This window comes from Oceanisphaera profunda (assembly GCF_002157895.1).
Taxonomy (GTDB): domain Bacteria; phylum Pseudomonadota; class Gammaproteobacteria; order Enterobacterales; family Aeromonadaceae; genus Oceanimonas; species Oceanimonas profunda.
The window spans coordinates 999,819-1,025,382 of the sequence record NZ_CP021377.1 but is presented as its reverse complement, the minus strand read 5'-3'; the positions used below and the strand labels follow the sequence as shown (position 1 = coordinate 1,025,382).

Below are 25,564 nucleotides of genomic sequence, written 5' to 3'. Positions count from 1 at the left end.
AAAGAACAAAAACAAAATTTACAGTTTTAACCGCACCCTTAGCTCAGCTGGATAGAGTACTCGGCTACGAACCGAGCGGTCGGAGGTTCGAATCCTCCAGGGTGCACCACATTAAAGAAGCCTGCCTCGAGCAGGTTTTTTTGCGTTTGGGGTTTGTGAATTGTTTATGCTCTTGTAGTCGCAATTATTTTATACAGAGAGTATTCGCTGGACCAGCGCAGCTGGCCGAGTTTAAAGATTTACGCCTGCGGCGTAATGCGAATAAATTTACGCCTACAAAAGACGTCGAACTCGTAGCCCTCAGTCTCTTTACCGAAGAGACTGGCTCTACAAGGTCAAGACCTCAACATAAACCCGCATTCAGCTCCTTGCCTAAGGTATGGCTTTCTGTAGATGCGGCTTTGAGCGGTGCAATATTGCGCAGCAATATCTTTGCTCCGATATTAAATGTGCCGCCATATCATTTTTAGCTTTTCTACCCATGCTCTGGCAAAGGGTGGAACAAGACCAAACAGGCATCGCAAAGCAATAGCATTGCTGCACCAGATCCTGCTGCGCAGGATTTCGCGGCTAAAGCACGCGACTACATTCGTGGAATATGTTGGTGGCGGTGGGGTTGGGTGTAATAGTAAATTTAATTCACCATTCACCATTCACCATTCACCCTTCACCATTGCGCATAAACCTCAGACACAAAAAAGGCGCCCTGAGGCGCCTTATCTAATCATATAGCTAACTTAAGCTGATGCTTCGTCTTCTAAGCCGACGATTAACCAAGGGGCGTTATCGGTGGTTAGGTCGCGCTCTAAGTGCCACACTTCTTTAATATCTTGCTCTATGGCTTCTTGGCTGTCGCGATAGCGACCGCTAAACTTCAAGCTCACTTGGGCGTGATAAGAGGTATGGTCAGCACGTACCAGCTCGGCGTCCACAAACATCACTTCTGTGTGTTGGTCGCCAGTTAAGGTAGCACGCTCTTGGCTTAAATCAGCAAACAGCTCCGGAGACACGTATTCGCGGATCTTTTCTAAGTTATTGGTATTCCACGCCTCTTGCAAGGTGCGGTAATGCTCCCGTGAGCCTTGCAAAAACGCCTGCATATCAAAACCTGGGGGCAGGTTAAACGGCACATCGCTAGGTGCGAAACCGCTGCTAGCAGTATTGGTATCTGCAGCAGGTGTAGCTGCAAACGGCTTGGGGGCTTCAAACTGCTGGGGGCCGCCGAACGCGGGGCGCGCCGTTTGCGCTTTTCCTTTGCGTAAGGTGCTAAAGATCTTAAAGGCTACAAATGCCAGACCTGCCATCAGCAAGAAGTCCATCATCTTAAAGCCTTCAAAGGCACCTGAGCTGAACAAAGCAGCCAGCAAGCCACCGGCCAACAAGCCGCCTAACAGACCACCCATCATGCCGCCTGATTTCTTCGGCGTTTGAGTTTGACCGGCTTGGTTAGCGGTGTTTTGTTTAGCGGGTTGAGCAGGAGCTGTTTTATAAGACTTACCAAAAGAGCGACCGCCGCCCATTTTACGGGCTTCGGCATCAAATGCGGTGGCAGTAATGCCAATCGCAAAAATAAGTGTAAATAACGTAAGCAATTTGCGCATGTTAACTTCCTTGAATGACAGACAAGCACATCCTAAAGCAGGGACATGTTATGTCAACGGGTGATCAAGTGATCACGCATTAACCAAATAGAATAACACCGAATAGTGGTTGAGGTGCAGATAATCGAACAGTGTTAATGGTCGGCTATCACAGTACAATAACCGCTTATGACTGACCTACTCACGCCCTGGTCATAGGTAATAGCAGAGAGAACTTCATGAGCGAGAAAACCGTCACTAAAATCGATCAGGCTGTGGCCCAGCTAAAAATGCCGCCCCATTCCTTTGAAGCAGAACAATCTGTGCTGGGTGGCTTATTGCTGGATAACAATGCTTGGGATCGAGTGTCGGAAAAAGTCTCTGAGCCAGATTTTTACAGTCGACCGCACCGGCTAATTTTTCAAGCCATGCAACGGCTGAGCATGCTGAACAACCCCATCGACTTGATCACGGTGCAAGAAGAGCTGGAGCGTCACGAATCTCTGGATACGGTCGGTGGCTTTTCTTATTTAGTCGAAATCGCCAAAAATACCCCCAGCGCCGCCAACATAGGGGCTTATGCAGAGATTGTGCGTGAGCGGGCCTTGGTGCGAGAAATGATAGCCGTGGCCAATGATATTGCCGAGGCGGGCTTTGATCCTCAAGGCCGTAATGCGGGTGAGCTGATTGATCTGGCAGAAACCAAAGTTTTTAAAATTGCCGAAAGCCGCACCAATGCCAATGAAGGGCCTCAGCCGCTGCGCAGCTTGCTGGAAAAAACCGTCGGTAAAATAGAAGAGCTCTATAAAAATCCGCATCAGGGCATTACCGGTGTGTCTTCGGGTTATAAAGATCTGGATAAAATGACCGCGGGTTTTCAGTCTTCCGATCTGATTATCGTGGCCGCTCGACCTTCTATGGGTAAAACGACTTTCGCAATGAACCTTTGTGAGCACGCTGCACTGACAAGTGATAAACCTGTGCTAATATTCTCCTTGGAAATGCCCTCTGAGCAGATTATTATGCGGATGCTCGCCTCGTTAGGGCGCATTGATCAAACTAAGATCCGTACTGGTCAGTTAGATGATGAAGATTGGGCAAGATTGTCTTCCACCATGGGCATGTTGCTGGAAAAAGGTCAGCTTTATATTGATGACTCTTCTGGCTTAACGCCCACCGAAGTACGAGCGCGGGCGCGACGTATTGCCCGCGAGCACGGCGGCATTAGCATGATCATGATCGATTATTTGCAGTTGATGTCGGTGCCGGGCTTATCAGAAAATCGGACGCTGGAAATTGCCGAAATATCCCGCTCGCTGAAATCCTTGGCCAAAGAGCTGGAAGTGCCGGTAGTGGCATTGTCGCAGTTAAACCGAAGCCTAGAGCAGCGCGCCGATAAACGGCCGATCAACTCGGATCTGCGTGAATCTGGCTCCATTGAGCAAGATGCGGATTTGATTATGTTCATCTATCGCGATGAGGTTTATCACGACGATAGCGTAGAGAAAGGTATCGCCGAAATTATTATCGGCAAGCAACGAAATGGACCTATAGGCAGAGTTCGGCTCACGTTTCAGGGGCAATATTCACGCTTTGATAACTACGCGGGGCCGGCGTTTGATGATGAATATTAAGGAGCAGGAATGGATGCACACGGAGCTATTGCTCGCATCAGTTTAGCCGCAGTACAGCATAATTTTCGCCGAGCTAAACAACTGGCCCCCACGGCTAAAGTGATGGCAGTAGTGAAAGCGAATGCCTACGGTCACGGGGACTTGAGCGTGGCTACTGCGTTAAAAAACGAGGCCGACTTATTTGCCGTGGCGCGCTTTGAAGAAGCGCAAAAGCTCCGTGCTGGTGGCATCACCCAACCTATTTTATTGCTGTCGGGCTTTTTAAACGCCGACCAACTGCAATATTCTGCCCGCCATAATTTCCAAGTCTGTATTCATCAAACCGAGCAACTGGCGTTGCTGGAACGCACGCCCTTAGCCGCACCCATTACGGTGTGGCTTAAAATCGATTCCGGTATGCATCGCATCGGTTTTACACCAGAGCAAGCCGAAGCAATATTGGCGCGGTTAAGCGCCATCAAGCAAGTGATACAGCCGGTGAATGCCCTGACTCACTTTGCCCGCGCCGATGAGCCCGAACAGCGCGCCGTTACCGAAGCGGCCATTACACGTTTTAAGCAAGCCACTGCTGGCAAGGTGAAACACAGCGCGCTCTGTAACTCGGCCGGTGTCATGGCGTTTCCTGAAGCACACGCGGATTTTATTCGCCCCGGCATTATGCTTTATGGCATTACGCCCTTTAGCGACCAGCAAGGCACAGACGTCGGCCTGCGTCCTGCCATGAACTTTACCAGTAGCTTAATTGCGGTGCGCGAGCATAAAGCCGGCGAGCCGGTGGGCTATGCCGGCAGTTGGGTGAGCCCCAGAGATACCCGCATCGGCGTCATAGCCGTGGGCTACGGGGATGGGTATCCGCGCATGGCACCAGCTGGCACGCCTGTGCTGATTAATGGCCGTCGCGTGCCCTTAGTGGGGCGCGTAGCCATGGATATGGCCACCGTTGATCTTGGCCCAGAGGGCAATGAGCAGGTGGGAGATGAAGTCTTGCTGTGGGGAGAGGGCTTGGCCGCAGAAGAAGTGGCGCGCCACGTAGGCACCATTGCCTATGAACTGGTGACCCGCTTAACCGCCCGCCCGCGTTGGGAATACGTGGATTAAGCACTGCGCGCAATGTTGAATTTTGAATGGTGAATGTTTAATTAGACATTAAAAATTTACCATTCAACATCGCTATTCCACAGCTTGGCACTGTCGGCATTGGCCGTGGGCTTCAATGGACTGATTGGTAATCGTAAAACCATTCAATTGCGCCTGCTGTTCAAAGGCTTGGTTAATGGCATCATCGTGCAGCTCAATCACCAAGCCACATTGATTACAGATCAGCAATTGCATGGGGTGATGCTCGTCAAAATGCTCGCAAAACAAGAAGGCATTTAACGACTCTACCTTATGCACAAACCCCTGAGCTAACAAAAAATCCAAGGCCCGATATACAGTGGGCGGCTTAGCGTTGGGCTCTCGCTCTTTTAGCCTATCTAATAAGTCATAAGCGCTCACCGCACCTGGATATTCAGCGATAAGCATAAACACATTACGGCGAGTCGGAGTAAAGCGCACACCGCGCTGTTTACACAGCAAATCCGCACGCTCAAGCTGATGTGGAATAGACATATTTGATAGCACCCTCACTGATCACAGCGCGCATCTTACCACACTCATCTTTAGCTTCATCTAAACAAGCTTTGGGTAGTGCACCACCTTGGGTATAATGGCGGCCTTTGTGTACAAAAAGACTTCAATTATATGACTCATTATCCTAGTGCTCGCTTCTCCGTCGCTCCGATGCTCGATTGGACTGACCGCCATTGCCGTTACTTTCATCGGCTGATGAGCCGCCATGCGCAGCTGTATACGGAAATGGTCACTACCGGCGCGATTTTGTATGGCAAAGGTGATTATCTTAGCTTTAGTGAACCAGAGCATCCGTTGGTCTTGCAGTTGGGCGGCAGCGACCCAAGTGCCTTAGCGGCCTGTGCGGTATTGGCCGAACAGCGCGGCTACGGTGAAATTAACCTTAACGTCGGTTGCCCGTCAGATCGAGTGCAAAACGGCATGTTTGGCGCGTGTTTAATGGCAGAGCCTCAACGTGTGGCCGACAGCATAGCGGCCATGAAGGCGGCGGTGGCCATTCCAGTAACGGTGAAAACCCGCATCGGTATTGATGAGCAGGATAGCTATGAGTTTCTTTGTACGCTGGTCGATGGCTTAGCCGAAGTGGGCGTGGATGCGCTAATCGTACATGCGCGCAAAGCCTGGCTAAAAGGCTTAAGCCCTAAGCAAAATCGCGATGTGCCGCCGCTGGATTATGAGCGCGTTTATCAGCTTAAGCGTGATTACCCTAATCTCACCATAGCGATAAATGGCGGCATTAAAACGCTGGATGACGCCAAGCTGCACTTGGCACAACTCGATGGCGTTATGCTGGGCCGTGAGGTCTATCAAAACCCCTATATTTTGGCACAAGTGGATGGCGAGCTGTTTGGTGACCGCTATGAAGTGCCGAGCCGCCATGAGGTGATCCGCCAATTATTGCCCTATATAGAGCAACAATTGAGCCAAAATACTTATCTTGGCAATGTGACACGCCATACCTTGGGAATATTTCAAGGCTTACCGGGTGCCCGCGCTTGGCGTCGACATTTAAGTGAAAACGCCCACAAACCCGGTGCCGGCCCAGAAGTGGTAGAAGCTGCCATGTCCAAGGTACCTGAATTTTGTTATATCGATTAACGCACAGCGCCGAGCGCCAGTCACCAAGCTCAACAAGGAACTTTGTTTATCTGTTAGCTCGCGCTTGGTGGTAGGCGCTTAGCGCTGTTCTTAATCTTTAGGCCGTCATCCTGACGCACGTCAGGATCTCGGTTTGCTGTTGAGACTTAAAAAAGAGCGAGATACTGGGGCAAGCCCGATGACGAAATTTCAAGGTCTCGGTTTGTGTGGTTGCCACGCGCTTTGAGCGCCGAAATTCGGCAGCGCCGGATCCGATACAGCAAATATATTGCTTTGCGATGTCTGTTTTGTATTGTTCATCCCGGCGCGGTCAATTGATATTAGGCCGCTTTGCGGCTGAACTAAGCCTTTCGGGAAAAACTGAATGCGGAGCGTCGAACGTCGACCGTTCCAGCTGCATATCGTTGCTGCACATGGGGACGAGACTAGAACCGATCGCAGCGTCGTTAGTCTTTTGTTTCGCTTGGTTTCTGAAGTTGATAGGTTTTACCTATCGGTGCAATAGGAACTAACGGTTTAACTTACGCCACCCATTTGGGCATACTGACCCCATTGAAGCAAAACACACTTAAAACAAAGCACACTCATTAAGGGGTAAGTTATGTTAGAAGATAAAACCGGTCAGGCTGTTCCTCAGGTTACATTTAGAACTCGCCAAGGCGAGCAGTGGGTGGACGTGAGCACTGACGATATTTTTAAAGGTAAAACCGTCGCGGTGTTTTCACTGCCCGGTGCCTTTACGCCCACTTGTTCTTCCACTCACTTACCACGTTATAACGAGTTAGCTGCGGTATTAGCCGAAAACGGCGTTGACGATATCGTATGTTTAAGTGTGAATGACACTTTCGTGATGAACGCTTGGTTAGCAGACCAAGAAGCCGAGCATATTCGTGTGCTGCCAGATGGCAATGGTGAGTTTACCGACGGCATGGGCATGTTAGTGGACAAACAAGACTTAGGTTTTGGTAAGCGTTCATGGCGCTACTCTATGCTGGTGAAAGACGGCATTATCGACAAAATGTTTATCGAGCCTAATAAGCCAGGTGACCCGTTTGAGGTGTCCGACGCCGACACCATGCTGGCTTACCTTAACCCTGCAGCGCTTAAGCCCTCGGCCATTACTGTATTCAGTAAGCCCGGTTGCCCGTTCTGCTTGCGTGCTAAGCAAATGTTGTCCGATAAAAACATGCGCTTTGAAGAAGTGGTATTAGGCAAAGGCGTCAGCAGCACTACCTTAAAAGCCGTATCCGGTCATAGCACGGTACCGCAGATCTTTATCGATGGCCGTCATATCGGCGGCAGCGAAGAGCTAACCGCATATTTCGCTTAACGCTTGCTCTGTCGTGTAGTTTAACGATTTAACCTATTTCAATACCATCAGCAGCGCCGATACCCGTCGGCGCTGCTTTTTTGTTTAGCCAACAGCAGCGCCGTTATCGGCATAGTGCAAGAATGTAGTCGCGCGTTTTAACCGCGAAAACCTACGCAGTAGGTTCTTATGCACCAACCTCAACAATGAACTGTATATGTTAGCTCGGCGCTTGGTGCTGTTCTTAGCAGTCATCCTGACGACAGTCGGTGAAGGGTGAAGCGTAAGGGGTGAAGGGGGCAAGCAAAAACGGTGCCGAGCACCAAGCGCTAAGCACCAAGCTCAACAAAGGGCTGGGTGTATATGTTAGCTCGGCGCTTAGTGCTGTTAATTCTTGTCGCTTGTGACCTGTTCCGTGGATTCCGTGGCAAAAATAGCTCTTGTCAGTGGTTCTTTAGATTTGCTCTGTCAGCTCGGCGCTGTTATTAATTTAAGACGCGGCTAGCTGTTTCAGTTGAGGATTTAGACTAACCTAGCAAGATTGTTTTTACATAGTCCTCTCTCTTAGGAGTCCGTATGAGCAAACAGCTGCAAGTCGATGTCGCCATTATTGGCAGTGGTACTGCGGGTTTAGCCGCTTGGCGTACCGCCAGTAAGCAAGGTAAAAAGGTGCTGCTTATTGAATCTGGCCCGCTCGGCACTACCTGTGCGCGAGTGGGCTGTATGCCCTCTAAGTTATTGATTGCCGCCGCCGACAGCGCCCATGCAGTGCGCCAAGCCACCGGCTTTGGTGTTCAGCCGGGCAAGCTCACCATAGATGGCAAAGCGGTGATGCAGCGGGTGAAGAGCGAGCGGGATCGCTTCGTCAGTTTGGTTATCGACTCCATCGACTCAATTCCAGCTGAAAATAAGCTCAGCGGCTGTGCCCGTTTTGTCGATACCAATACCTTAATGGTGGATGAACACACTCAAGTTACGGCGACCAGTATCGTAATTGCCACCGGCTCGCGAGCAACCTATCCCAACGATTGGCAGCAATTGGGCGATCGACTGGTGATCAACGATGATGTGTTTGCTTGGGACGACTTACCTAAGTCGGTGGCCTTATTTGGCCCCGGTGTGATTGGCTTAGAGCTTGGGCAAGCGCTGCATCGCTTAGGTGTTAAAGTGTGGATGCTGGGCCGAGGCGGAAAGTTAGGACCCTTTACCGATGAAAAGGTGATGGACTACGCCCAAACATTATTCAGTGCCGAGTTCTATTTAGACACGGATGCCAAAGTGCAACGCATGCATAGGGTAGGGGAGCAGGTTGAAATTGAATTTACTGATCCCGAAGGCGTTAATGAAGCTATATTGGTGGATTATGTGATTGCCGCCACCGGTCGCCGGCCTAATGTGGATAAACTGGGGTTGGAGGCGCTGGACTTAGCGCTGGATGAAAAGGGCACGCCGGTAGTAGATGCACACACCATGCAAACCAGCATGGCGCATATTTTTCTCGCAGGGGATGCCAGCAATTTACTGCCGCTGTTGCACGAGGCTAACGATCAGGGGCGCATTGCTGGCGATAATGCGGCGCGCTTTCCACAGGTGTTGCCAGGATTCAGACACAGCACTTTGTCTATCGTCTTTACCTCGCCGCAAATCGCCATGGTCGGCGAAAGCTATCAGGCATTAGAGCTGCGTTCTCAACAGGGCGGCCAACATAGCTCTGAATCTGGTACTTGCTTTGCCGTTGGTGAAGCGAGCTTTGAAGATCAAGGTCGCAGCCGAGTGATGCGCCGCAATCAAGGTTTGCTGCGTGTATACGGTGAACTCGTTACCGGCCGCTTTTTGGGTGCTGAGATGATAGCGCCAGAGGCAGAACACTTGGCACACTTATTAGCCTGGGCCCATCAAAGTGAAATGACGGTGGCCCAAATGCTGACCATGCCGTTTTATCATCCGGTCGTAGAAGAAGGCTTAAGAACCGCGCTGCGCGATTTAAACGCCAACTTAAAACTAGGCTCCGCCATCGAAGACCGCTGCATGGAATGCGGAGTAGGGGATTAGGGCAGCGCCGAGCGCAATGTTGAATGGTTAATTTTTAATGTTGAATTAAAAAGACAGTAACATCTTTGTAGCAGCTTGCTTTAGCTGCTATACGGCCTGTTAGGATGGCGCGCAGCGACATTCAAAAAAGACATTATTTCAGTGTTCAAAACCGTGACTGATAGAGGCTAGATGTAATGTTTATATGTTAATTAAGCATTCAACATTTAAAATTCAACATTGCCGCAGCGGCGCTGCTTTAAGGATCTATATGAATTTACGGGATTTGGAATATTTAGTGGCGCTGTCCCAAGAGCGCCACTTTCGTAAGGCCGCCGAGAAGTGCTTTGTTAGTCAACCGACCTTGAGCGGTCAGTTACGAAAATTAGAAGAAGAGTTAGGGGTGATACTGATTGAGCGTACCTCGCGTTCGGTATTATTTACCCCTGCTGGCGACGCTATTACCGCTCAGGCGAAGCGCATATTGGCAGAAACTAAAGAGCTAACAGACATAGCGCGCACCTTTACCGATCCCATGTCCGGTGAGCTGCACATCGGCTTGATCCCCACCGTAGGCCCTTACTTATTACCGTATATTATTCCAGCCCTTAAACAGCACTTTCCTGAGTTACAGCTGTATTTATATGAAGCGCAGACCCATACCCTGCTCAAGCAATTAGCCGATGGCGAGCTCGATTGTTTGATTTTGGCGCAACTCGATAACATGGAAAACTTTGGCAGCTTAGCTCTGTATCACGAGCCCATGTTACTGGCTGTGCCCCACGACCATGCTTGGGCTAACCGTCGCCAAGTGGCCTTAAGCGAGCTAACAGGCGAGAAGCTATTAATGCTGGAAGATGGCCATTGCTTGCGGGATCAAGCCCTGGGGTTTTGCTTCGCCGCCGGTATTGGCGAAGATCAGCACTTTAAAGCCACCAGTCTTGAAACCTTACGCAACATGGTGGCCGCCGGCTCTGGCCTAACCTTAATGCCTAAATTAGCGATTAATCCGCTGCTGACAGACAGCGGCGTCAGTTATATTCCGGTGGTGGACCCCGAGCCCAGCCGAGCTATCAGCTTATTACACCGTAATCATTCAGTGCGCCGGCCTTGTTTTAACGAAATGGCGAAACTGATTAAAACCAGCGTTGATATTGTGGTTAAGTAAGGCGCTGCTTTGAGCGGTGCAATGCGGCGAAGCAACCTCTTTGCTTTGATCTTTCATATATTAACGAATCTAAACCCCATTCATCGCAAAGGGGTAGGTTTGTGCATAAGATCCTGCTGCGCAGGATTTCGCGGCTAAAGTACGCGACTACATTGGTGCAATATGTTGGCGGTGGTGCGTTTTTCTAGTTGCACTGTACCCAAAACAAAAATCCACGCCTTGGCGTGGATTTTTATTTAGCTTAGCGCTTGGTGCTGGGAGCTCGGCGCTATTACTTAAAACAAATCATCCGTAACGCTGGTGCCACCAAAGGATTGGCTGGTTTCTGGTCGGCTGTAGTATTTAGGCTCGGTGCCGGGCACAAAATACTCAGTTATCCCTTTGCCTGTGGTCTTCAAGCCCGTGTTAGGGTCGATAGTCGCGGTATACAAACCGCTGGGCATAGGTCGGTCGCGCTCAGGAAATTCTGCGAGTGCGGCCTTCATATAGCCAATCCAAATGGGCAGGGCGGTACTGGCGCCAAACTCGCCGCCGGCTACTTGGCTGCCATCAAGGTTTGCGTTGTAAGCTGTGCGGCCTAATGGGCGGCCAAAGTCATCAAAGCCCACCCAAGCACTGGCTACGCGATCTGGGGTGAAGCCAGAAAACCAAGCGTCACGAGATTCGTTAGTGGTACCAGTTTTACCGGCAATATCTTGTCTGTTTAACGCTTTTCCTGCGCGCCAACCGGTACCGTTCCAATGCCGACCACGGCTACTCCCGCCCCAAATGGCGGAGTTAAGCGCTTCGCTGATTAAAAACGAGGTCTCTTCGCTGATCACCTGTGTGACCATGGGTTCGGCTTCATACAAGATGATGCCGTTGCTGTCTTCAATGCGCTGCACCACAAATGGCGTGACTTTTTTACCGCCATTGGCAAACGCCGCGTAGCCGGTAGCCATTTGCAAAGGCGTGGCAGAGGGCGAGCCCAAAGCTAAACTGTCGGTGGCAGGAATATTCGCCGTATCAAAGCCTAAGTCGTTGAGGCGTTGCAGGGCTATCGGAATGCCCGTGCCTTGCAATAGACGAATAGAGACCACGTTTTTAGAGCGGGCTAGCGCTTCGCGCACGCGCATTGGGCCGTCATAGACGTTTGGTGAGTTACGTGGCCGCCAGCTTTTTCTGGTACCCGGATCCCAGTGATTAATGGGCGCATCATTGACCATGCTGGCTAGGCTAAAGCCATTATCCAGTGCTGCAGAGTAGATAAAGGGTTTAATATTAGAACCCATTTGTCGCTCTGCTTGTTGGGCTCGGTTAAATTTATTTAAGGTAAAGTTAAAGCCACCCACCAGCGAGGTAATAGCGCCATTATTGGGGTCAAGGGCGGCAAGCGCGCCGTTAATTTCTGGCAATTGCGCCAGCATCCACTGCTCACCTTGCGGGCGCACCCAAATTAAATCTCCCACCGCGACGGCATCTTTGGCTTGGCGCAGGGCATGGCCTTGGCGGTTGTCAGCAATATAAGGACGCGCCCATTTTAGGCCATCCCACGCCAAGGTCAGCTCACCTTTATTCTTTACTTGCACGGTGGCACTGCGCGCCGCCACTGCGGTAACCACCGCCGGCTCTAATGGCCAATAGCTGGGTAAGCTTGCTAAATGCTCAGTGATTTGTTCGTTTGACCAAGGTGCACCTTGCCATAATTGCTCAGTGGCACCGCGATAACCGTGGCGTAAATCATAAGCCAGCAAACCATCCACCAGTGCCTGAGTGCCTGCTTGCTGCTCCTCTGATTGCACTGTGGTATAGACTTTTAAACCTTTGGTATAAGCATCTTCACCAAACATGCTTAAGGCGAATTGATGCGCCATTTCTGCGATATAAGGTGCACTGAGGGTAATTTCGGCGCCGTGGTAGCGCGCCGCCACCGGTGCCGCCATTGCGTCGTTATATTGTACGCGGCTAATTTTGCCAGTATCTAGCATACGGCCCAGCACCACGGCTCTGCGCTCTGCGGCGCGAGTGGGGTTGCTGATGGGGTTTAATACGGAGGGGCCTTGGGGCAAGCCGGCAATCATGGCCACTTCTGCCAAAGTCAGATCCGCCACTTCTTTGCCGTAATACACTTGTGCCGCCGCACCCACGCCATGAGAACGATGACCCAGCGCTATTTTATTTAAATACAGCGCTAAAATTTCATCTTTGCTCAACAAAGATTCGATGTGCATGGCGAGGAAAATTTCTTTGATTTTGCGGGTAATGGTTTTTTCCCGGGTTAAAAAGAAGTTTCGCGCTACCTGTTGGGTAATAGTACTGGCACCTTGGCGTTTTTCACCTGTGGTAAACCAGACGACGGCCGCACGACTAATACCAATCACATCTATGCCTGGATGCTCATAAAAGCGTGCATCTTCGGTCGCTAATACCGCATCAATCAACATCGGTGGCATGTCTTCAATCGCAATTGGCGTACGGCGTTGTTCGCCATATTGAGAGATCAGCTCACCGTCTTGACTGAAGATACGCATTGGCGTTTCAAGACGAATATCTTTTAATTCGGATACATCTGGCAACTCAGGCTTTACCTGTTGATAAAGCACAAACACGCCAGCTATGGCGCAAAAGCTTAAGAATAGACCGAATATGAAGAGGCGAATTAGCCATTTAAGCATGAAGTAGTAACCCAGAATTATTTATCGCTCATTTAGACCGCAAGTATATCCTGTGTCGGCGTGTTTATTCGAGCGCTTTGTTTTTTAAACACTCAATCCCGCCCGCAACTTACCGATGCTGACTATGCTTAAGCCGCGACTCATCAACTGCATGGATGCCTATGTTGAGCCCTAATTTAAGCAAAGAGTTAAGCAAAAAGTTAAGTAATAAGCTGAGTTCTAAACTGAGCACGATTTTTAGTGCCTGCAGCGTATTTAAAAGAAACCCTTTAAGCGAGACCTTACTCGGTATCGATTTTGGGTGTGAGCGTATTAATGCGGTGGCGCTGCGTGCCCTCCCTGCTATTGCCGACCAGCCAACGGCGTATCAGTTGCAGGCCATGGCCAGTGTGGCCACGCCAAGCGGCGCTATTGTAGATCACCAATTACACAATATGGCGCAAGTGGTAGACGCGCTTAAGCAGTTGCGCCGTATGCTTAAAGTACCCACCCGCAACGTGGCCACTGCCGTAAGCGGCAGCAGCGTGACCACTAAAATAGTGCATGTACCTAATAGCTTGCCCGTTGAAATGCTGGCGCATCATATGGAGCAAGAAGCGGCGGCACACATTCCCTTTCCCTTAGCTGAAATAAGCTTAGATTTCGAAATACTCGGGCCCAGTGAGCTGCATCCAGATCGCGATAAAATACTACTCAGTGCCGCTCGTACCGAGCATGTGCAAGCCCGCGTTGATGCCCTGCGCCAAGTCGGTTGGCGCGCACAAGTGGTAGATATTGGCAGCCATGCCTTGGCGCGAGCGGTGTGCTTTTTATTAGCGCCACCGCCCGAGCAGCGAGTGGCCGTGCTAGAGCTTAGCGCCGAAAGTCTCACTTTTATGGTGATATCCCAAGGTGAGATTATTTATCAGCGTTTACAGCCCTTGGCCGCAGACTCAGAACCAGCCACGTTAAGCAATCAACACTATATGGCGCAGGTTACCAGCCAAGCACAACGCCAGCTGCAGCTTTTTTGCAGTAACTCAGGCCAAACGTCGCCTTTGCAACTGCTGCTCTGCGGCAGTGATACGGATCTTGCGCAATTAGTGCCGCGCCTCAGTCATACCTTAGGCATAGCCGTGCAGCTGCCGGATTTTAGTGTCATGTTTGGCGGTGAGCCTCATCATTACTCGGAGGCGCCGGCGTTTAGTACCGCTTTAGGCTTGGCGCTACGTCGGAGTTCGCCATGTCTAATATAAATTTATTGCCCTGGCGGGCGCAGCACCAAGCACGACAGAAAAAGCGTTTTATCGGGCAGCTGGCCTTGGTATCTGTGTTAACCGTGGCTGCCATCTTGGTGACGACCCACCAAATCAAGCAACAAGCCCTAGCCCAGCAGCTGCGTAATACTCAGCTGCAGCAGGCAAGCGCTGAGCTCGACGAGGCTTTGCGTCATATAGAGCAAGTGCGCCAACAAAGCCAACAATTGAGCGCGCGCAGCGACTTAATTGGGCAATTTCAACAAAGGCGCAGCCAAGCCGTGCGTCTGCTTAATCAGCTGCCCACTTGGCTGCCTGCAGGTGTAAGGCTAGATAGCGTCCATTTAGCGCAACAAGCGCTGGAGCTAAAAGGACAAGCCCAGAGTTACCATCAATTGTCGTTGTTAGTACAACAGATAGAGCAAGCTGTTTGGCTGAGTAAGCCGCGACTGCAAGCCCAAGCCTTACCTGGTGATGCTCGGATTTCCGATCAAGCCCTGACTAAGCAGTTTTCATTGCAGCTCTCTATATCGGCTCCCGAAACTGTAACTGTTCCAATAGCTATACAGCCCCCAATATCCATACCGTCCAGTGCCACGATTCCTGCCATGCCATCTCTGCCGACTTGGTCAGCAAGTGGGGTTGCTACAGTGCCTAGTATCGAAGAGGAGGAGTCATGAGCTGGACCTTACATGAGTTGGAGTTAGAGCAAGTTGCGCTGTGGCCGAGCAGCGCTAAGTGGCTGTTACTGGGCTTGGTGTCGGCGCTATTGTGCTTAAGCGGCGGCTATTTTTATCTGAATGAACACTGGGTGCAATGGCAGCAAGCACTGCAACAAGAGGCAGAGTTAAAGCGTACTTTTCATCATAAAGCGCAATTAGCTGCCAGTTTACCGGCCTATCAGCAACAGTTACTTGAGTTAGAACAGCAAGTGGCGAGCGCCATGCAACAACTGCCCAATCAGCGACAAGCAGCAACCTTGCTTAAGGATCTCAGTACCTTGGCCAAAACTCATGGTCTAGTGCTCAGCGGTTTTCAATGGCAGGCCGAGCGTCCGTTAGCCCTTGCCACCGAGTTACCGCTGCAACTTCATTTACAAGGGGATTATCACCAATTAGGCCAGTTTGCGGCAGAAGTATCGGCGCTGCCCCGTGTGGTGGTGATTGATAGCTTAGAGATACGTCGAGCAACCATTAAGCCTGCCGTCGCTGATAGTGGCGTTGAGTTTAATCCGGCGCATGAGCGGTTGAATATGAGCGTGTTAGCGACCGCTTATGTCTATGCTAATCGGGAGGAAGGTGGCTCACCATGAAGCACGATAGCGTTGAAATATTGGCCCGTACACTCGGCTTAAGCGGATTGCCTCGCTTACCTTACGTGAACTGGGTGCTATTGATGGTTGCAGGCTTGATGTTAAGTGCCTGCAATGAGCCCGAGCCCATGGTCGACTATATTACCCAGACTAAAGCCCAAGCCAAAACTCAAGAAGGAAATGGGCCGCCATCTTTTTTACCGGTAACGGCTTACCCAGTGCTTGTCTATCAAGCTCATGCGGCGCGTAATCCTTTTTTCTGGGAGCCGTTATCTTTAGCGGCGAATCGCCCAGCCAGTGAAATCAACACCAGTCTAAATATCGCCACCGACGCTGAACTGCAGGCCAATGAGCATCTGCCTAATTGTGAATTAGCGCCACTGCCTGATTTGGTTTTGCGCGCGGTATTTCACGAGCAGCAGGGTAGCGGGGCCGCTTCGGCGCTGATTCAAGTGGCGGATGCGGAAATTTATCCAGTCTCGCTTGGTCAGCGGTTGGTTGCTAAAGTGAATAATCGAGTCGCAGCTGATTTAGGCGAGGATCTGGGCAAGATAACGGCCATCACAGCGCAATCTGTGACGCTTACCCCCAGCTATGCAAAGCACGCGGGCTGCCATCACCCTCGGGCCATTACCTTACATTTGTATTAATCAGCGCGAGCCCATAGCAACGCCAGTATTCATATTCAGTACGAATGTAGAGGCCGACTTCAGCCGGCCGGTTTTGTGTAACAAAACAAGAAATTTAATTAATAGGCGAATATCAAATCTCAGTATGACAGCTGTACTCCTAGTGATGTTTTTGGTGCCGCTGCGCGCCACCGGTCAGCTTTTCTTATCTTAAGCACCACCATTTTTTGAATTTGCAAAACCATGCCATGAGATGAACTCGGCGTTAGGATGGCGTGCTGCGCCATTTCGCGGTTAAAACAGCACCTACATCCGAGCTTTATGGAAAACGGTGCGGTATTCACGGCGCATGAATGTAGTAAGCGCGAGTTGATTATCTGGGCCGCGCCCCGTATTGTGCGCCCTAGTATTTGAATTTTAGTATTCGTATGCCTTGAACAACAGCGGCTAAATAGCCCGCCAAGAGACCTAAAACGAGAAGTGAGACGCCAGGCATGAGGACAGACTCAAGACCTCTTTGATCCCTAATGGCTGTTGTCGCTTGCCAGCGACCGGTTCAGTTGCGATAATTCGGCGTCCCATTTCAGAAAGTTAAGGTTAGGTCCATCGTCGACCCTGCGGTGTTCGTGGGGCGCATTCGTTTGTGAGAATTTCGTGTAACATGGCTGAGAAACGCAATATCTTCCTTGTAGGGCCTATGGGTGCGGGCAAGAGCACCATCGGTAAATACCTAGCGCAGCAACTGCATATGGAGTTTTATGACTCCGATCATGAGATTGAGCGCCGTACTGGTGCCGATATCAGCTGGGTATTTGATGTCGAAGGCGAAGAAGGCTTCCGCGATCGTGAAGAAAAAGTCATCAACGACCTGAGTGAGTTACAGGGCATAGTGTTGGCGACCGGCGGTGGCTCCATCAAAAGCAAAGAAAGCCGTAACCGGCTGTCGGCGCGTGGCATTGTGGTCTACTTAGAAACACCGGTAGAGAAGCAACTGGCTCGCGTACAAAAAGACAAACGTCGCCCGCTACTGCAAACCGAAGAAGCACCCGAAGACGTGCTGACCCGATTAGCTGCGGAACGTAACGAGTTATATCTAGAAATTGCCGACTACGTAGTACGCACCGACGAGCAAGGCGCCAAATTGGTTGCCCATCAAATCGCCGAGCTGATCGGCCTGTAACGGACAGGAGATCCATGGAAAGGTTAACCGTAAGTTTGGGTGAGCGCAGCTACCCCATCCTCATTGCTGAGCATTTGCTCACTCAAGGCGAACTGTTGCGTAATGCCATTAGTGGCAGCAAAGTCATGGTCATCACCAACGAAGTGGTGGCGCCCTTATACCTAGACACCTTGTTGGCGGCGTTAGCGCCACTGCAAGTTGAGTCTTTGGTGCTGCCCGATGGCGAACAGTTTAAGAGCTTAGACACCTTTAATCAGGTGATGGGCGCTTTGCTGGCCGGTAATCATGGCCGCGACACCACGCTCATTGCCTTAGGTGGCGGTGTGATTGGTGACTTAACCGGCTTTGCCGCAGCTTGTTACCAACGTGGCGTGCCTTTTATTCAGGTGCCCACCACGTTATTGGCGCAAGTTGACTCCTCAGTAGGGGGCAAGACCGCGGTTAACCATCCCTTGGGTAAAAACATGATTGGTGCCTTCTATCAACCACAACTAGTGCTGATAGACACCTTGTGTTTACAAACCTTACCCGAACGGGAATTTGCCGCTGGTTTGGCGGAAGTCATTAAGTACGGCATTATTTGGGATGCGGACTTCTTTAGCTGGCTCGAACAAAATGTGTCGCGCTTACAACAGCTAGAGCCCAGCGCCTTAAGTTACGCCATTCGCCGTTGCTGTGAAATCAAAGCCGACATGGTGGGCCGTGACGAGCGTGAGCATGGTGTGCGCGCCTTGCTTAACCTTGGGCACACCTTTGGCCACGCCATTGAAGCCGAAATGGGCTATGGCAATTGGTTGCACGGTGAGGCGGTGGCGGTGGGCATGGTGCAAGCCTGTTACACGGCGCGCTTACGCGGCGAAATGACAGACCAACAAGTTGAGCGCGTTAAACAACTATTGCTGGCTGCCAAACTGCCGATCACCGGGCCCGAAACCATGGGTTTAAGTCAATACTTGCCGCACATGATGCGCGATAAAAAGGTATTGGCCGGCCAATTACGCCTGATATTACCGCTCGGTATTGGCAGTGCGCAGGTGGTCAGTGACGTTAGTGAACAACAGCTAGGCTTGGTGGTGTCGGAATCCTTGGTGTGACCGACACCGTAAGTTTACCTTTTTCTTCTCAGCAGCAGCTGCTCGCGCGGCTGCGTCACCTTTCCCGTCTTGAAACCGATTTTATCTTGCTTACGGGCCCAGAGGGCGCGGGTAAGACCCATCTAGCCAACTTATTTATCGAGCAAGCCAGCCTCAGTTATCCGGTAATATTGGATGCGAAAACACTCGATAGCCACATTCGTTTTCGCGAAGCGCTACTCAGCCATTGGTTTCCTGGGGCTATTTTTGACGCCCAAGACTCGTTAGTGGACTCCATGACGCGACTCTTAGCACAGAGCTTACATAAACGCTTACTGGTGGTAGACAACGGCGCTTGGTTGACGGATATTCAACTGCAAGAGCTGGTGCAACTCTACGGGACCTTGCCGGCAGCGGTGCGGCCTTTTATGCTGTTATTGGGCACTGCCGAGTGGGCCGCACAAGTGCGCCAGCAGCTTGATGAGGTGATGCAAAGCCAAATGCTAGAAGTGGAAGTGCCGCCCTTAACGGCCGACGACCAACAGCAACTTTGGCAAGCCTTGAAATTTCAGCCCCCCCAAGACGCCGCTCAGGATATTCATTATCCGGGCCAAGCAATCGCCATGATGGAGCCACAGATGAATATACAAGACTATCGTCAGCTACTAGAGCAAAAATCTGTTAAAGCATTACTCACGGTACTGATAGTGGTGCTGTTACTGATAGTGATCGTGAGTTTAACCGGCGGGCCAGACAAGTCTGAGCTTGCTCAGTCACCGCAAGACGATCTTAGCGCGCTGCCTTCGGGTATCCCAAATAGCGGCCAGCCGCTTACCGCGGATGCCAATAATACGCTTAACAATACCAATGCTAATGGCGAAGCCGTGGTACAGCCGTGGGCGAATCCGACACTGCCTGAATCACCCACCATAGCGGCGTCTGACACCGAAACGCCAGATGATAGCGATAAAGAGCGGGTGGTGATTGAAGATGAAGTGGTGAACCAGCTGATGCAACGCGAACCTAGTGCGCCGGTGACGGCACAAACGGCGCCTGCTAAGCCTGCAGCGCCTCAGGCTCCTGCTGTGCAGCCTGCTGCACAAGCGCCTGCAGCCAGCCAAAATGCGGCTGCCAAAGCTAATTTAGGCAGTGTTGCCAGCTTGCAGCAAAAATCTGGTCAGCGTTACACTTTGCAGCTAATGGCGGGGCGCAATAAGTCGGTATTAGAAGCGCTGGTAAGTCAGCATAAACTTAATCCGGCTTGGGTTTATCCGCGTACCATTGACGGTCAACCTTGGTTTGTCTTAGTCCAAGGCGACTATGTATCGGCAAAGCATGCCCGCGATGCGATTAACGGGCTGGCGTCAGAATTACAAGCCGCTAAACCTTGGCCTAAACCGTTCGGACAAGTGCAAAAAGAAATTGTGCGGTAGTTAGGCGCTCACGCAATGTTGAATGAGTAATGTTGAATGGTTAATCAAGGTATTAACTCAACATTACCTGATTACCCACAAAGCTCAGCTATGTTTCAGTAAATTCAGCATCAATGAATTCAATAGGTTACGGGGAGGTAAGTCGAATATTCTGCTGGCTATACGTTCAAGACCCACAACCACGCCAAATTTCACAACGTTGCACCGTAGAGGCCGCTTTAGCTGGCCGGTGGCGCGGAGCGCCACCAAGATCTTCAAACCGCACGGCGTTGGCAAAGGCACCTACAAAACACACCTTGTTTAACATTGATGTGGTTTGTATGTTCTTGTTTTACAAAGTAAAACCGGCCAGCTAAAGCGGCCTCTACCGCAAAGCAATAGCCTTGCTGCACCCTGCTTGTATTGATATCGCAGCAGGGTATGGATACGAGAAAAGAACAAACCAAAACAGCGCACATCATGGTTGATGGTCATACGTAATCAGGCAACATTAAGCATTTAAAATTCAACATTACCGCTGGCGGCTGGATAGCAACCATAGCCAACACAGCGGCTAATGGTTACAATGCGCGCCCTTTATTGGTACGGCTTTAATGACAACAATGACTAAAACTCGGGCATTCTTAAAATGGGCAGGTGGGAAATACGGCCTCGTAGAAAGCATTAATGCGCGCTTGCCCGAAGGTCGTCAACTGGTTGAGCCCTTTATGGGGGCAGGGTCGGTATTCTTAAACTCAGACTTTGAGTCTTACTTACTGGCCGACATTAACGCGGACTTAATTCACCTCTATGAGCTGCTGAAAAGTCAGCCTGAGGTGTTTATCCGCGAAGCCGCAGCCTTGTTTGTGCCTGCCAATAACGATAAAGCGGCTTACTACGACTATCGTATCGCCTTTAATCAAGAGCAAGACCGCTTTCGCCGCGCCTTACTGTTTTTATATTTAAATCGTCACGGTTATAACGGCTTGTGCCGCTATAACAAAAGTGGCGGTTTTAATGTGCCCTTTGGTGCCTATAAAAAGCCGTATTTTCCCGAGCGTGAGCTGTGGTTTTTTGCCGAAAAAGCCCAGAAGGCGACTTTCGTTTGCAAAGGCTACGCCGAGGTATTTGCCCAAGCACAAGCAGATCAAGTGTTTTACTGCGACCCGCCTTATGCGCCCTTATCGACCACCGGCTTTACCACCTATGCGGCCAACGGCTTTACGCTAGACGATCAAGCCATACTGGCACGCTTAGCCCGTGAAACCGCCGCTAAAGGCGTGCCGGTATTAGTGAGTAATCACGATATCGAGCTCACCCGAGAGCTGTATCGTGGTGCCGATCTACAAGTGATCTCAGTCAAGCGCACCATCAGCCGACACGCCCACAACCGCAAACGCGTCGACGAACTGTTAGCATTGTTTACCGAGCATGATGTGGCAGACAGCGCCGAGCAACCAGCGCCGAGCGCCAAGCTAAACCAAGACCCAACAGATTAAAACCATATCTGCCACGGAACCCACAGAAGAACACGGAAAAATAGTGATCTTAAGAGCAGCACCAAGCTAGCCCCAAAGCTGCGAACCTTGCGGCTTTTTAGATCTGCGATTGCCCTTAAACCGTCTTCCTGAACTCGATTCAGGATCTCGCTCTTAACTAAAAGATTAAAACCATATCTGCCACGGAACTCACGGAACTCACGGAAAAATAGTGATCAAATCTGAAAGTGATTTCTAATTGTAAGAGCCAAACACCCAAGCCTGCAGCAGGGGAGCTCTTACTATTAATAGGCTCTTGTCGCCTGTGAATTGCGTCCGTGAGTTCAGATCTTTTTCCGTGGCAAAAATGCTCTGGCTCTAGCTCTTAGTGACTAAAGCCCATTTGCCACGGAACTCACTCTCTTTACCTACAACAAATAGTGATCAGAACTGAAAAAGCTCTTAATGGGTAAGAGCGGCGCGCAGCGGCACTTCGTACATATACAGATGCAATTCGGATGCGTGATATTAACCTGTTGATTAAATTTCTTGTTTTGTTACACAAAACCGGCCGGCTAAAGGCGGCCTCTACAGGTTAGGTGTTGTTGGTAGAAGCCGCTTCAGCCGGCTGGTGGCGCACAGCGGCACGAAAAATGTCGAACTCCGTACATATACAGGTGCAATTCGGATGTGTGATATTAATCTGTTGATTAAATTTCTTGTTTTGTTACACAAAACCGGCCGGCTAAAGGCGGCCTCTACAGGTTAGGTGTTGTTGGTAGAGGCCGCTTCAGCTGGCCGGTGGCGCGCAGCGGCACGAAAAACGGCTCGGCACTGTACTCTCGTTTTCATTAAACACTCAAAATTAACCATTCAACATTGCCCTTATAGCGGCAGCGCTTGGTGCTCTGTGCTGATTTGGGTTAGAATTGAACGGTTTTTTGTGCCTATGGAACCCCCTATGACCGACTACCTGATTGCCCCCTCTATCTTGTCTGCTGACTTTGCCCGTTTAGGAGAAGAAGTGGACCGCGTGCTCCAGGCTGGAGCCGATGTGGTGCACTTTGATGTAATGGACAACCATTACGTGCCTAACCTCACCATAGGCCCCATGGTCTGCCAAGCATTGCGCGATTACGGCATTACCGCTCCTATAGATGTGCATCTCATGGTGAAACCAGTAGACAGCCTAGTGCCGCAGTTTGCCAAGGCGGGCGCGTCTATTATTACCTTTCACCCAGAAGCCTCTGAGCATATCGACCGTACTTTAGGCCTAATTAAAGAGCAGGGCTGTCAGGCAGGCTTGGTGTTTAACCCCGCCACGTCGCTGAGCTATTTAGAGTACGTGATGGATAAAGTGGACGTGATTTTGCTGATGTCGGTCAATCCAGGCTTTGGCGGCCAGTCCTTTATTGACGGTACGCTCGATAAATTACGCCAAGTGCGTCGCATGATTGATGATAGTGGTCGTCAAATTCGCCTAGAAATTGACGGTGGCGTTAAAGTTGAGAACATTCGTGCTATCGCCGAAGCGGGCGCCGATATGTTTGTAGCCGGCTCGGCTATTTTTAGTCAGCCCGACTATAAAGCGGTGATCGATCAAATGCGTCGTGAGTTGGCCCACGTCAATGCTAAGTAATGATGTAAATAAGCTGAGTAAGATCCAGCTGGTGCAGTTTGATTTAGACGGCACCTTGATCGACAGCCTGCCGCAGCTCTGGCAGGCGGTAAACTTGATGCTGGTAGAACTTGGCTTTGCTCAAGCCCCAAAGCAGGCGGTGCAGCACTGGGTGGGTAATGGTGCTGATAAGCTAGTGGAGCGCGCGCTGACTGACGCCCTTGGCCACACACCGAGTGAGCATGAGCAACAAACGGCCCGTGCGAGCTTTGATGCGGCTTATGATAGCGTAGCTAAGCACAAAGTCGTGCTGTATCCGGGCGTGTTCGAGACCTTAAACCAGCTTAAAGCTGCGGGCAAAACGCTGGCTTTAGTGACCAATAAGCCCTATCGCTTTGTTCCTGACATTTTAGCCAGCGCAGGTCTTGATGAATATTTCTCCCATGTATTAGGCGGCGACAGCTTGGCACAAAAAAAGCCTGATCCCGCGCCTTTACTGCATGTGTGTCAGGCGCTTAATATTGCGCCGGAGCACAGCATCATGGTTGGCGACTCCGAAAACGACGTGCTGGCCGCGAAGGCTGCCGGCATGCGCGTGGTGGGCGTGACGTACGGTTATAACTACGGGCGCAATATCGCCGACAGTAACCCCGACTGGGTGCTAGATAATATTGAAGGCCTGCTCGATTTATTGAAATAAACGCCGAGCTTCTAGCTAAAAAACAGACACCGTTTTTTGTAGGTGGCAATTTATTCGCCACGGTTTTATGTTTTGGTTTTAAAAATGCCAGCTACGCTGGCCCTGCGAAGTTCTCTTTGCCAAAGAGACGGCCGGCTACAAGGGCCTGTCTTTTGTAGATGGCCGTGTCATAGGTAAATAGTGCGAGATACGGTTTAGCTTTGCTGCGCACAAAATCTAATATTTATTAAACACTTAATTAAAATTTTCCCACAAGGAACAGCATCATGGTTGAACAGCAAGCTAAGGCCTCGGCCAAACCCATCGTCTTTAGCGGTGCCCAACCGTCGGGCCAGCTCACCATCGGCAATTACATGGGGGCGCTTCGCCAATGGGTGACCATGCAGCAAGACTATGACTGCTTGTATTGCATCGTCGACCTGCATGCCATTACCGTGCGCCAAGACCCTAAAGCGCTGCGTGCGGCTTGCTTAGATGCGGCGGCCTTATATTTGGCCATTGGTCTGGATCCTGAGCAGAGCACGATTTTTATTCAGTCGCATGTACCTGAGCACGCCCAGCTGGCGTGGGTGCTAAATTGCTACACTCAGTTTGGCGAGTTATCGCGCATGACTCAGTTTAAAGACAAGTCCAGCCGTTATGCAGAAAACATCAACGCTGGCTTATTCACTTATCCGGCTCTGATGGCCGCCGATATCTTGCTCTACCAAACCAGCCAAGTGCCGGTGGGCAACGATCAAAAGCAGCATCTGGAATTATCCCGTGATGTAGCCCATCGTTTTAACCAGTTGTATGGCGAAGTATTTACCGTGCCCGAGCCGTTTATTCCGGTGGATGGCGCGCGCATCATGAGCTTACAAGAGCCGACGAAAAAGATGTCTAAGTCGGACGAAAACGTGAATAATTTTATCGGCCTGCTAGAAGACCCTAAAGTGATCGCTAAGAAGCTAAAGCGCGCCGTCACCGACTCAGAAGAGCCAGCCGTAGTGCGTTTTGATGTAGAAAATAAACCCGGCGTGTCAAACCTGCTAACCTTAATGTCCGGTGCCACTGGCCGCAGTGTTAAAGAGCTAGAGCAGCACTTTGAAGGCAAGATGTATGGCCACCTTAAAACCGAAACCGCCGATGCGGTACTAGCGATGTTAGAACCCATTCAAGCCCGTTTTCACGAGCTACGCGCCGACGAAGCCGGTTTGAGTAAAATATTGTCGCTGGGAGCCGATAAGGCCCGAGTGAAAGCTGCGAATACCTTAGAAAATGTATATGATGTGCTTGGTTTCGTACCCCGAAATCGCTAATGTTTAAGGGGCCAATAGGCCCTTTTTAAACCACCTAATTGGACCTATTCCCTTTGATGACTGAAACCCAGCCCCTTGAAAGCGATTTAATCGATAAATTTTATTGGTTACGCAAATTTCGTATGGCTAAAAATGATAAAACGCTCGATCTTATGGTCTCCAAAGTGATTGATGATTATCACAGCCGTCCCGCCGTCGTCGCCGCCATCTACTTGGCCGAATGCCAACGCGAACGCGAACTTGCCCAAGGCCGCCTTCTCACTCACTAACCTACTTAGTTCTCGCTTCATTAATCTGACTTATCCATCGACTGCTATTAGTCGATCGCATTGCCGTACTCGGCGTTTAGCAAGATGTTCAACGGCAACGACCTAATTGGTCGCGCGTTTTTTATTGTTGAATGTTTAATTTTGAATATTGTACTCGCGGCTAAACACCGGGCTCGATCTCGGTATTAGTGGCTGAACAGGCGGTTTAGGCTATTATCCGGCCGGCTTGGCTGTAGGTCTCTTAAACCAAAGTG

At 50.6% G+C, this 25,564-nt stretch carries 21 protein-coding genes and 1 tRNA gene; 19 read left to right on the top strand and 3 right to left on the bottom strand.

Features of this window, described 5'->3' with window-relative positions:
• The first annotated feature begins 32 nt into the window (after positions 1–32).
• Positions 33–109, top strand: a tRNA-Arg gene (locus CBP31_RS04460).
• Between the two features lie 628 nt (positions 110–737).
• On the opposite strand, the gene CBP31_RS04455 is transcribed toward CBP31_RS04460, so the two are convergent.
• Positions 738–1,601 (bottom strand): Tim44 domain-containing protein, encoded by an 864-nt coding sequence (locus tag CBP31_RS04455; RefSeq protein ID WP_087035061.1) that lies wholly within the window; start codon positions 1,599–1,601, stop codon positions 738–740.
• A gap of 218 nt (positions 1,602–1,819) precedes the next feature.
• Here CBP31_RS04455 and dnaB point away from each other — a divergent pair, with 218 nt between their 5' ends.
• Both dnaB and alr read left to right on the top strand, forming a co-directional pair.
• Positions 1,820–3,214: a replicative DNA helicase gene (gene dnaB, locus CBP31_RS04450; protein ID WP_087035060.1), complete on the top strand. Its 1,395-nt coding sequence runs from the start codon at positions 1,820–1,822 to the stop codon at positions 3,212–3,214.
• Between the two features lie 9 nt (positions 3,215–3,223).
• Positions 3,224–4,312 carry an alanine racemase gene (gene alr / locus CBP31_RS04445; protein ID WP_087035059.1) on the top strand — a complete coding sequence of 363 codons (1,089 nt, stop codon included), beginning with the start codon at positions 3,224–3,226 and terminating at the stop codon, positions 4,310–4,312.
• A gap of 72 nt (positions 4,313–4,384) precedes the next feature.
• On the opposite strand, the gene zur is transcribed toward alr, so the two are convergent.
• Positions 4,385–4,825, bottom strand: a complete 441-nt coding sequence (gene zur, locus CBP31_RS04440) for a zinc uptake transcriptional repressor Zur (protein ID WP_087035058.1) — start codon at positions 4,823–4,825, stop codon at positions 4,385–4,387.
• 132 nt (positions 4,826–4,957) lie between these two features.
• On the opposite strand from zur, the gene dusA reads away from it, so the two are divergent.
• The 4 genes from dusA to oxyR all read left to right on the top strand — a co-directional run bounded on the left by dusA (position 4,958) and on the right by oxyR (position 10,452).
• Positions 4,958–5,944: a tRNA dihydrouridine(20/20a) synthase DusA gene (dusA, locus tag CBP31_RS04435; protein WP_087035057.1), complete on the top strand. Its 987-nt coding sequence runs from the start codon at positions 4,958–4,960 to the stop codon at positions 5,942–5,944.
• Positions 5,945–6,545: 601 nt separating this feature from the next.
• Positions 6,546–7,274: a glutathione peroxidase gene (locus CBP31_RS04430; RefSeq protein ID WP_087035056.1), complete on the top strand. Its 729-nt coding sequence runs from the start codon at positions 6,546–6,548 to the stop codon at positions 7,272–7,274.
• Between the two features lie 555 nt (positions 7,275–7,829).
• A complete protein-coding gene (locus CBP31_RS04425) occupies positions 7,830–9,305 on the top strand; it encodes a dihydrolipoyl dehydrogenase (RefSeq protein ID WP_087035055.1) in 1,476 nt (491 codons plus the stop codon).
• Between the two features lie 250 nt (positions 9,306–9,555).
• The gene (gene oxyR, locus CBP31_RS04420) at positions 9,556–10,452 is read left to right on the top strand and encodes a DNA-binding transcriptional regulator OxyR (RefSeq protein WP_087035054.1); all 897 of its coding nucleotides are present in this window, start codon (positions 9,556–9,558) and stop codon (positions 10,450–10,452) included.
• A gap of 275 nt (positions 10,453–10,727) precedes the next feature.
• Here oxyR and CBP31_RS04415 read toward each other — a convergent pair whose 3' ends face one another.
• Complete coding sequence (locus CBP31_RS04415; protein ID WP_087035053.1) at positions 10,728–13,106, bottom strand: penicillin-binding protein 1A; 2,379 nt, start codon at positions 13,104–13,106, stop codon at positions 10,728–10,730.
• A gap of 161 nt (positions 13,107–13,267) precedes the next feature.
• On the opposite strand from CBP31_RS04415, the gene pilM reads away from it, so the two are divergent.
• The 12 genes from pilM (at position 13,268) to CBP31_RS04355 (ending at position 25,310) form a co-directional block, all read left to right on the top strand.
• Positions 13,268–14,341, top strand: a complete 1,074-nt coding sequence (gene pilM, locus CBP31_RS04410; protein ID WP_161492505.1) for a type IV pilus biogenesis protein PilM — start codon at positions 13,268–13,270, stop codon at positions 14,339–14,341.
• Positions 14,329–15,021 carry a PilN domain-containing protein gene (locus tag CBP31_RS04405; protein ID WP_087035051.1) on the top strand — a complete coding sequence of 231 codons (693 nt, stop codon included), beginning with the start codon at positions 14,329–14,331 and terminating at the stop codon, positions 15,019–15,021. Before pilM ends, CBP31_RS04405 begins: the two co-directional genes overlap by 13 nt.
• Complete coding sequence (locus tag CBP31_RS04400; RefSeq protein ID WP_087035050.1) at positions 15,018–15,653, top strand: type IV pilus inner membrane component PilO; 636 nt, start codon at positions 15,018–15,020, stop codon at positions 15,651–15,653. The genes CBP31_RS04405 and CBP31_RS04400 overlap by 4 nt, the downstream gene beginning before the upstream one ends.
• Complete coding sequence (locus CBP31_RS04395) at positions 15,650–16,303, top strand: pilus assembly protein PilP (protein ID WP_087035049.1); 654 nt, start codon at positions 15,650–15,652, stop codon at positions 16,301–16,303. Before CBP31_RS04400 ends, CBP31_RS04395 begins: the two co-directional genes overlap by 4 nt.
• A 640-nt stretch (positions 16,304–16,943) precedes the next feature.
• On the top strand, positions 16,944–17,462 hold the full coding sequence (gene aroK / locus CBP31_RS04390) for a shikimate kinase AroK (RefSeq protein WP_087035048.1): 519 nt from the start codon (positions 16,944–16,946) through the stop codon (positions 17,460–17,462).
• A gap of 14 nt (positions 17,463–17,476) precedes the next feature.
• Positions 17,477–18,556: a 3-dehydroquinate synthase gene (aroB, locus tag CBP31_RS04385; RefSeq protein ID WP_087035047.1), complete on the top strand. Its 1,080-nt coding sequence runs from the start codon at positions 17,477–17,479 to the stop codon at positions 18,554–18,556.
• Positions 18,553–19,968, top strand: coding sequence for an SPOR domain-containing protein (locus CBP31_RS04380; RefSeq protein WP_087035046.1), 1,416 nt, complete (start codon positions 18,553–18,555; stop codon positions 19,966–19,968). The genes aroB and CBP31_RS04380 overlap by 4 nt, the downstream gene beginning before the upstream one ends.
• Positions 19,969–20,570: 602 nt before the next feature.
• Entirely contained in the window at positions 20,571–21,446 is an 876-nt protein-coding gene (locus CBP31_RS04375; RefSeq protein WP_087035045.1) for a Dam family site-specific DNA-(adenine-N6)-methyltransferase, read from the top strand.
• Positions 21,447–22,386: 940 nt separating this feature from the next.
• A complete protein-coding gene (gene rpe, locus CBP31_RS04370) occupies positions 22,387–23,064 on the top strand; it encodes a ribulose-phosphate 3-epimerase (protein ID WP_087035044.1) in 678 nt (225 codons plus the stop codon).
• On the top strand, positions 23,054–23,743 hold the full coding sequence (locus CBP31_RS04365; RefSeq protein ID WP_227875136.1) for a phosphoglycolate phosphatase: 690 nt from the start codon (positions 23,054–23,056) through the stop codon (positions 23,741–23,743). The genes rpe and CBP31_RS04365 overlap by 11 nt, the downstream gene beginning before the upstream one ends.
• A 266-nt stretch (positions 23,744–24,009) precedes the next feature.
• Positions 24,010–25,041: a tryptophan--tRNA ligase gene (gene trpS / locus CBP31_RS04360; RefSeq protein WP_087035043.1), complete on the top strand. Its 1,032-nt coding sequence runs from the start codon at positions 24,010–24,012 to the stop codon at positions 25,039–25,041.
• Positions 25,042–25,097: 56 nt separating this feature from the next.
• Entirely contained in the window at positions 25,098–25,310 is a 213-nt protein-coding gene (locus CBP31_RS04355) for a hypothetical protein (protein ID WP_087035042.1), read from the top strand.
• Positions 25,311–25,564: the final 254 nt, after the last annotated feature.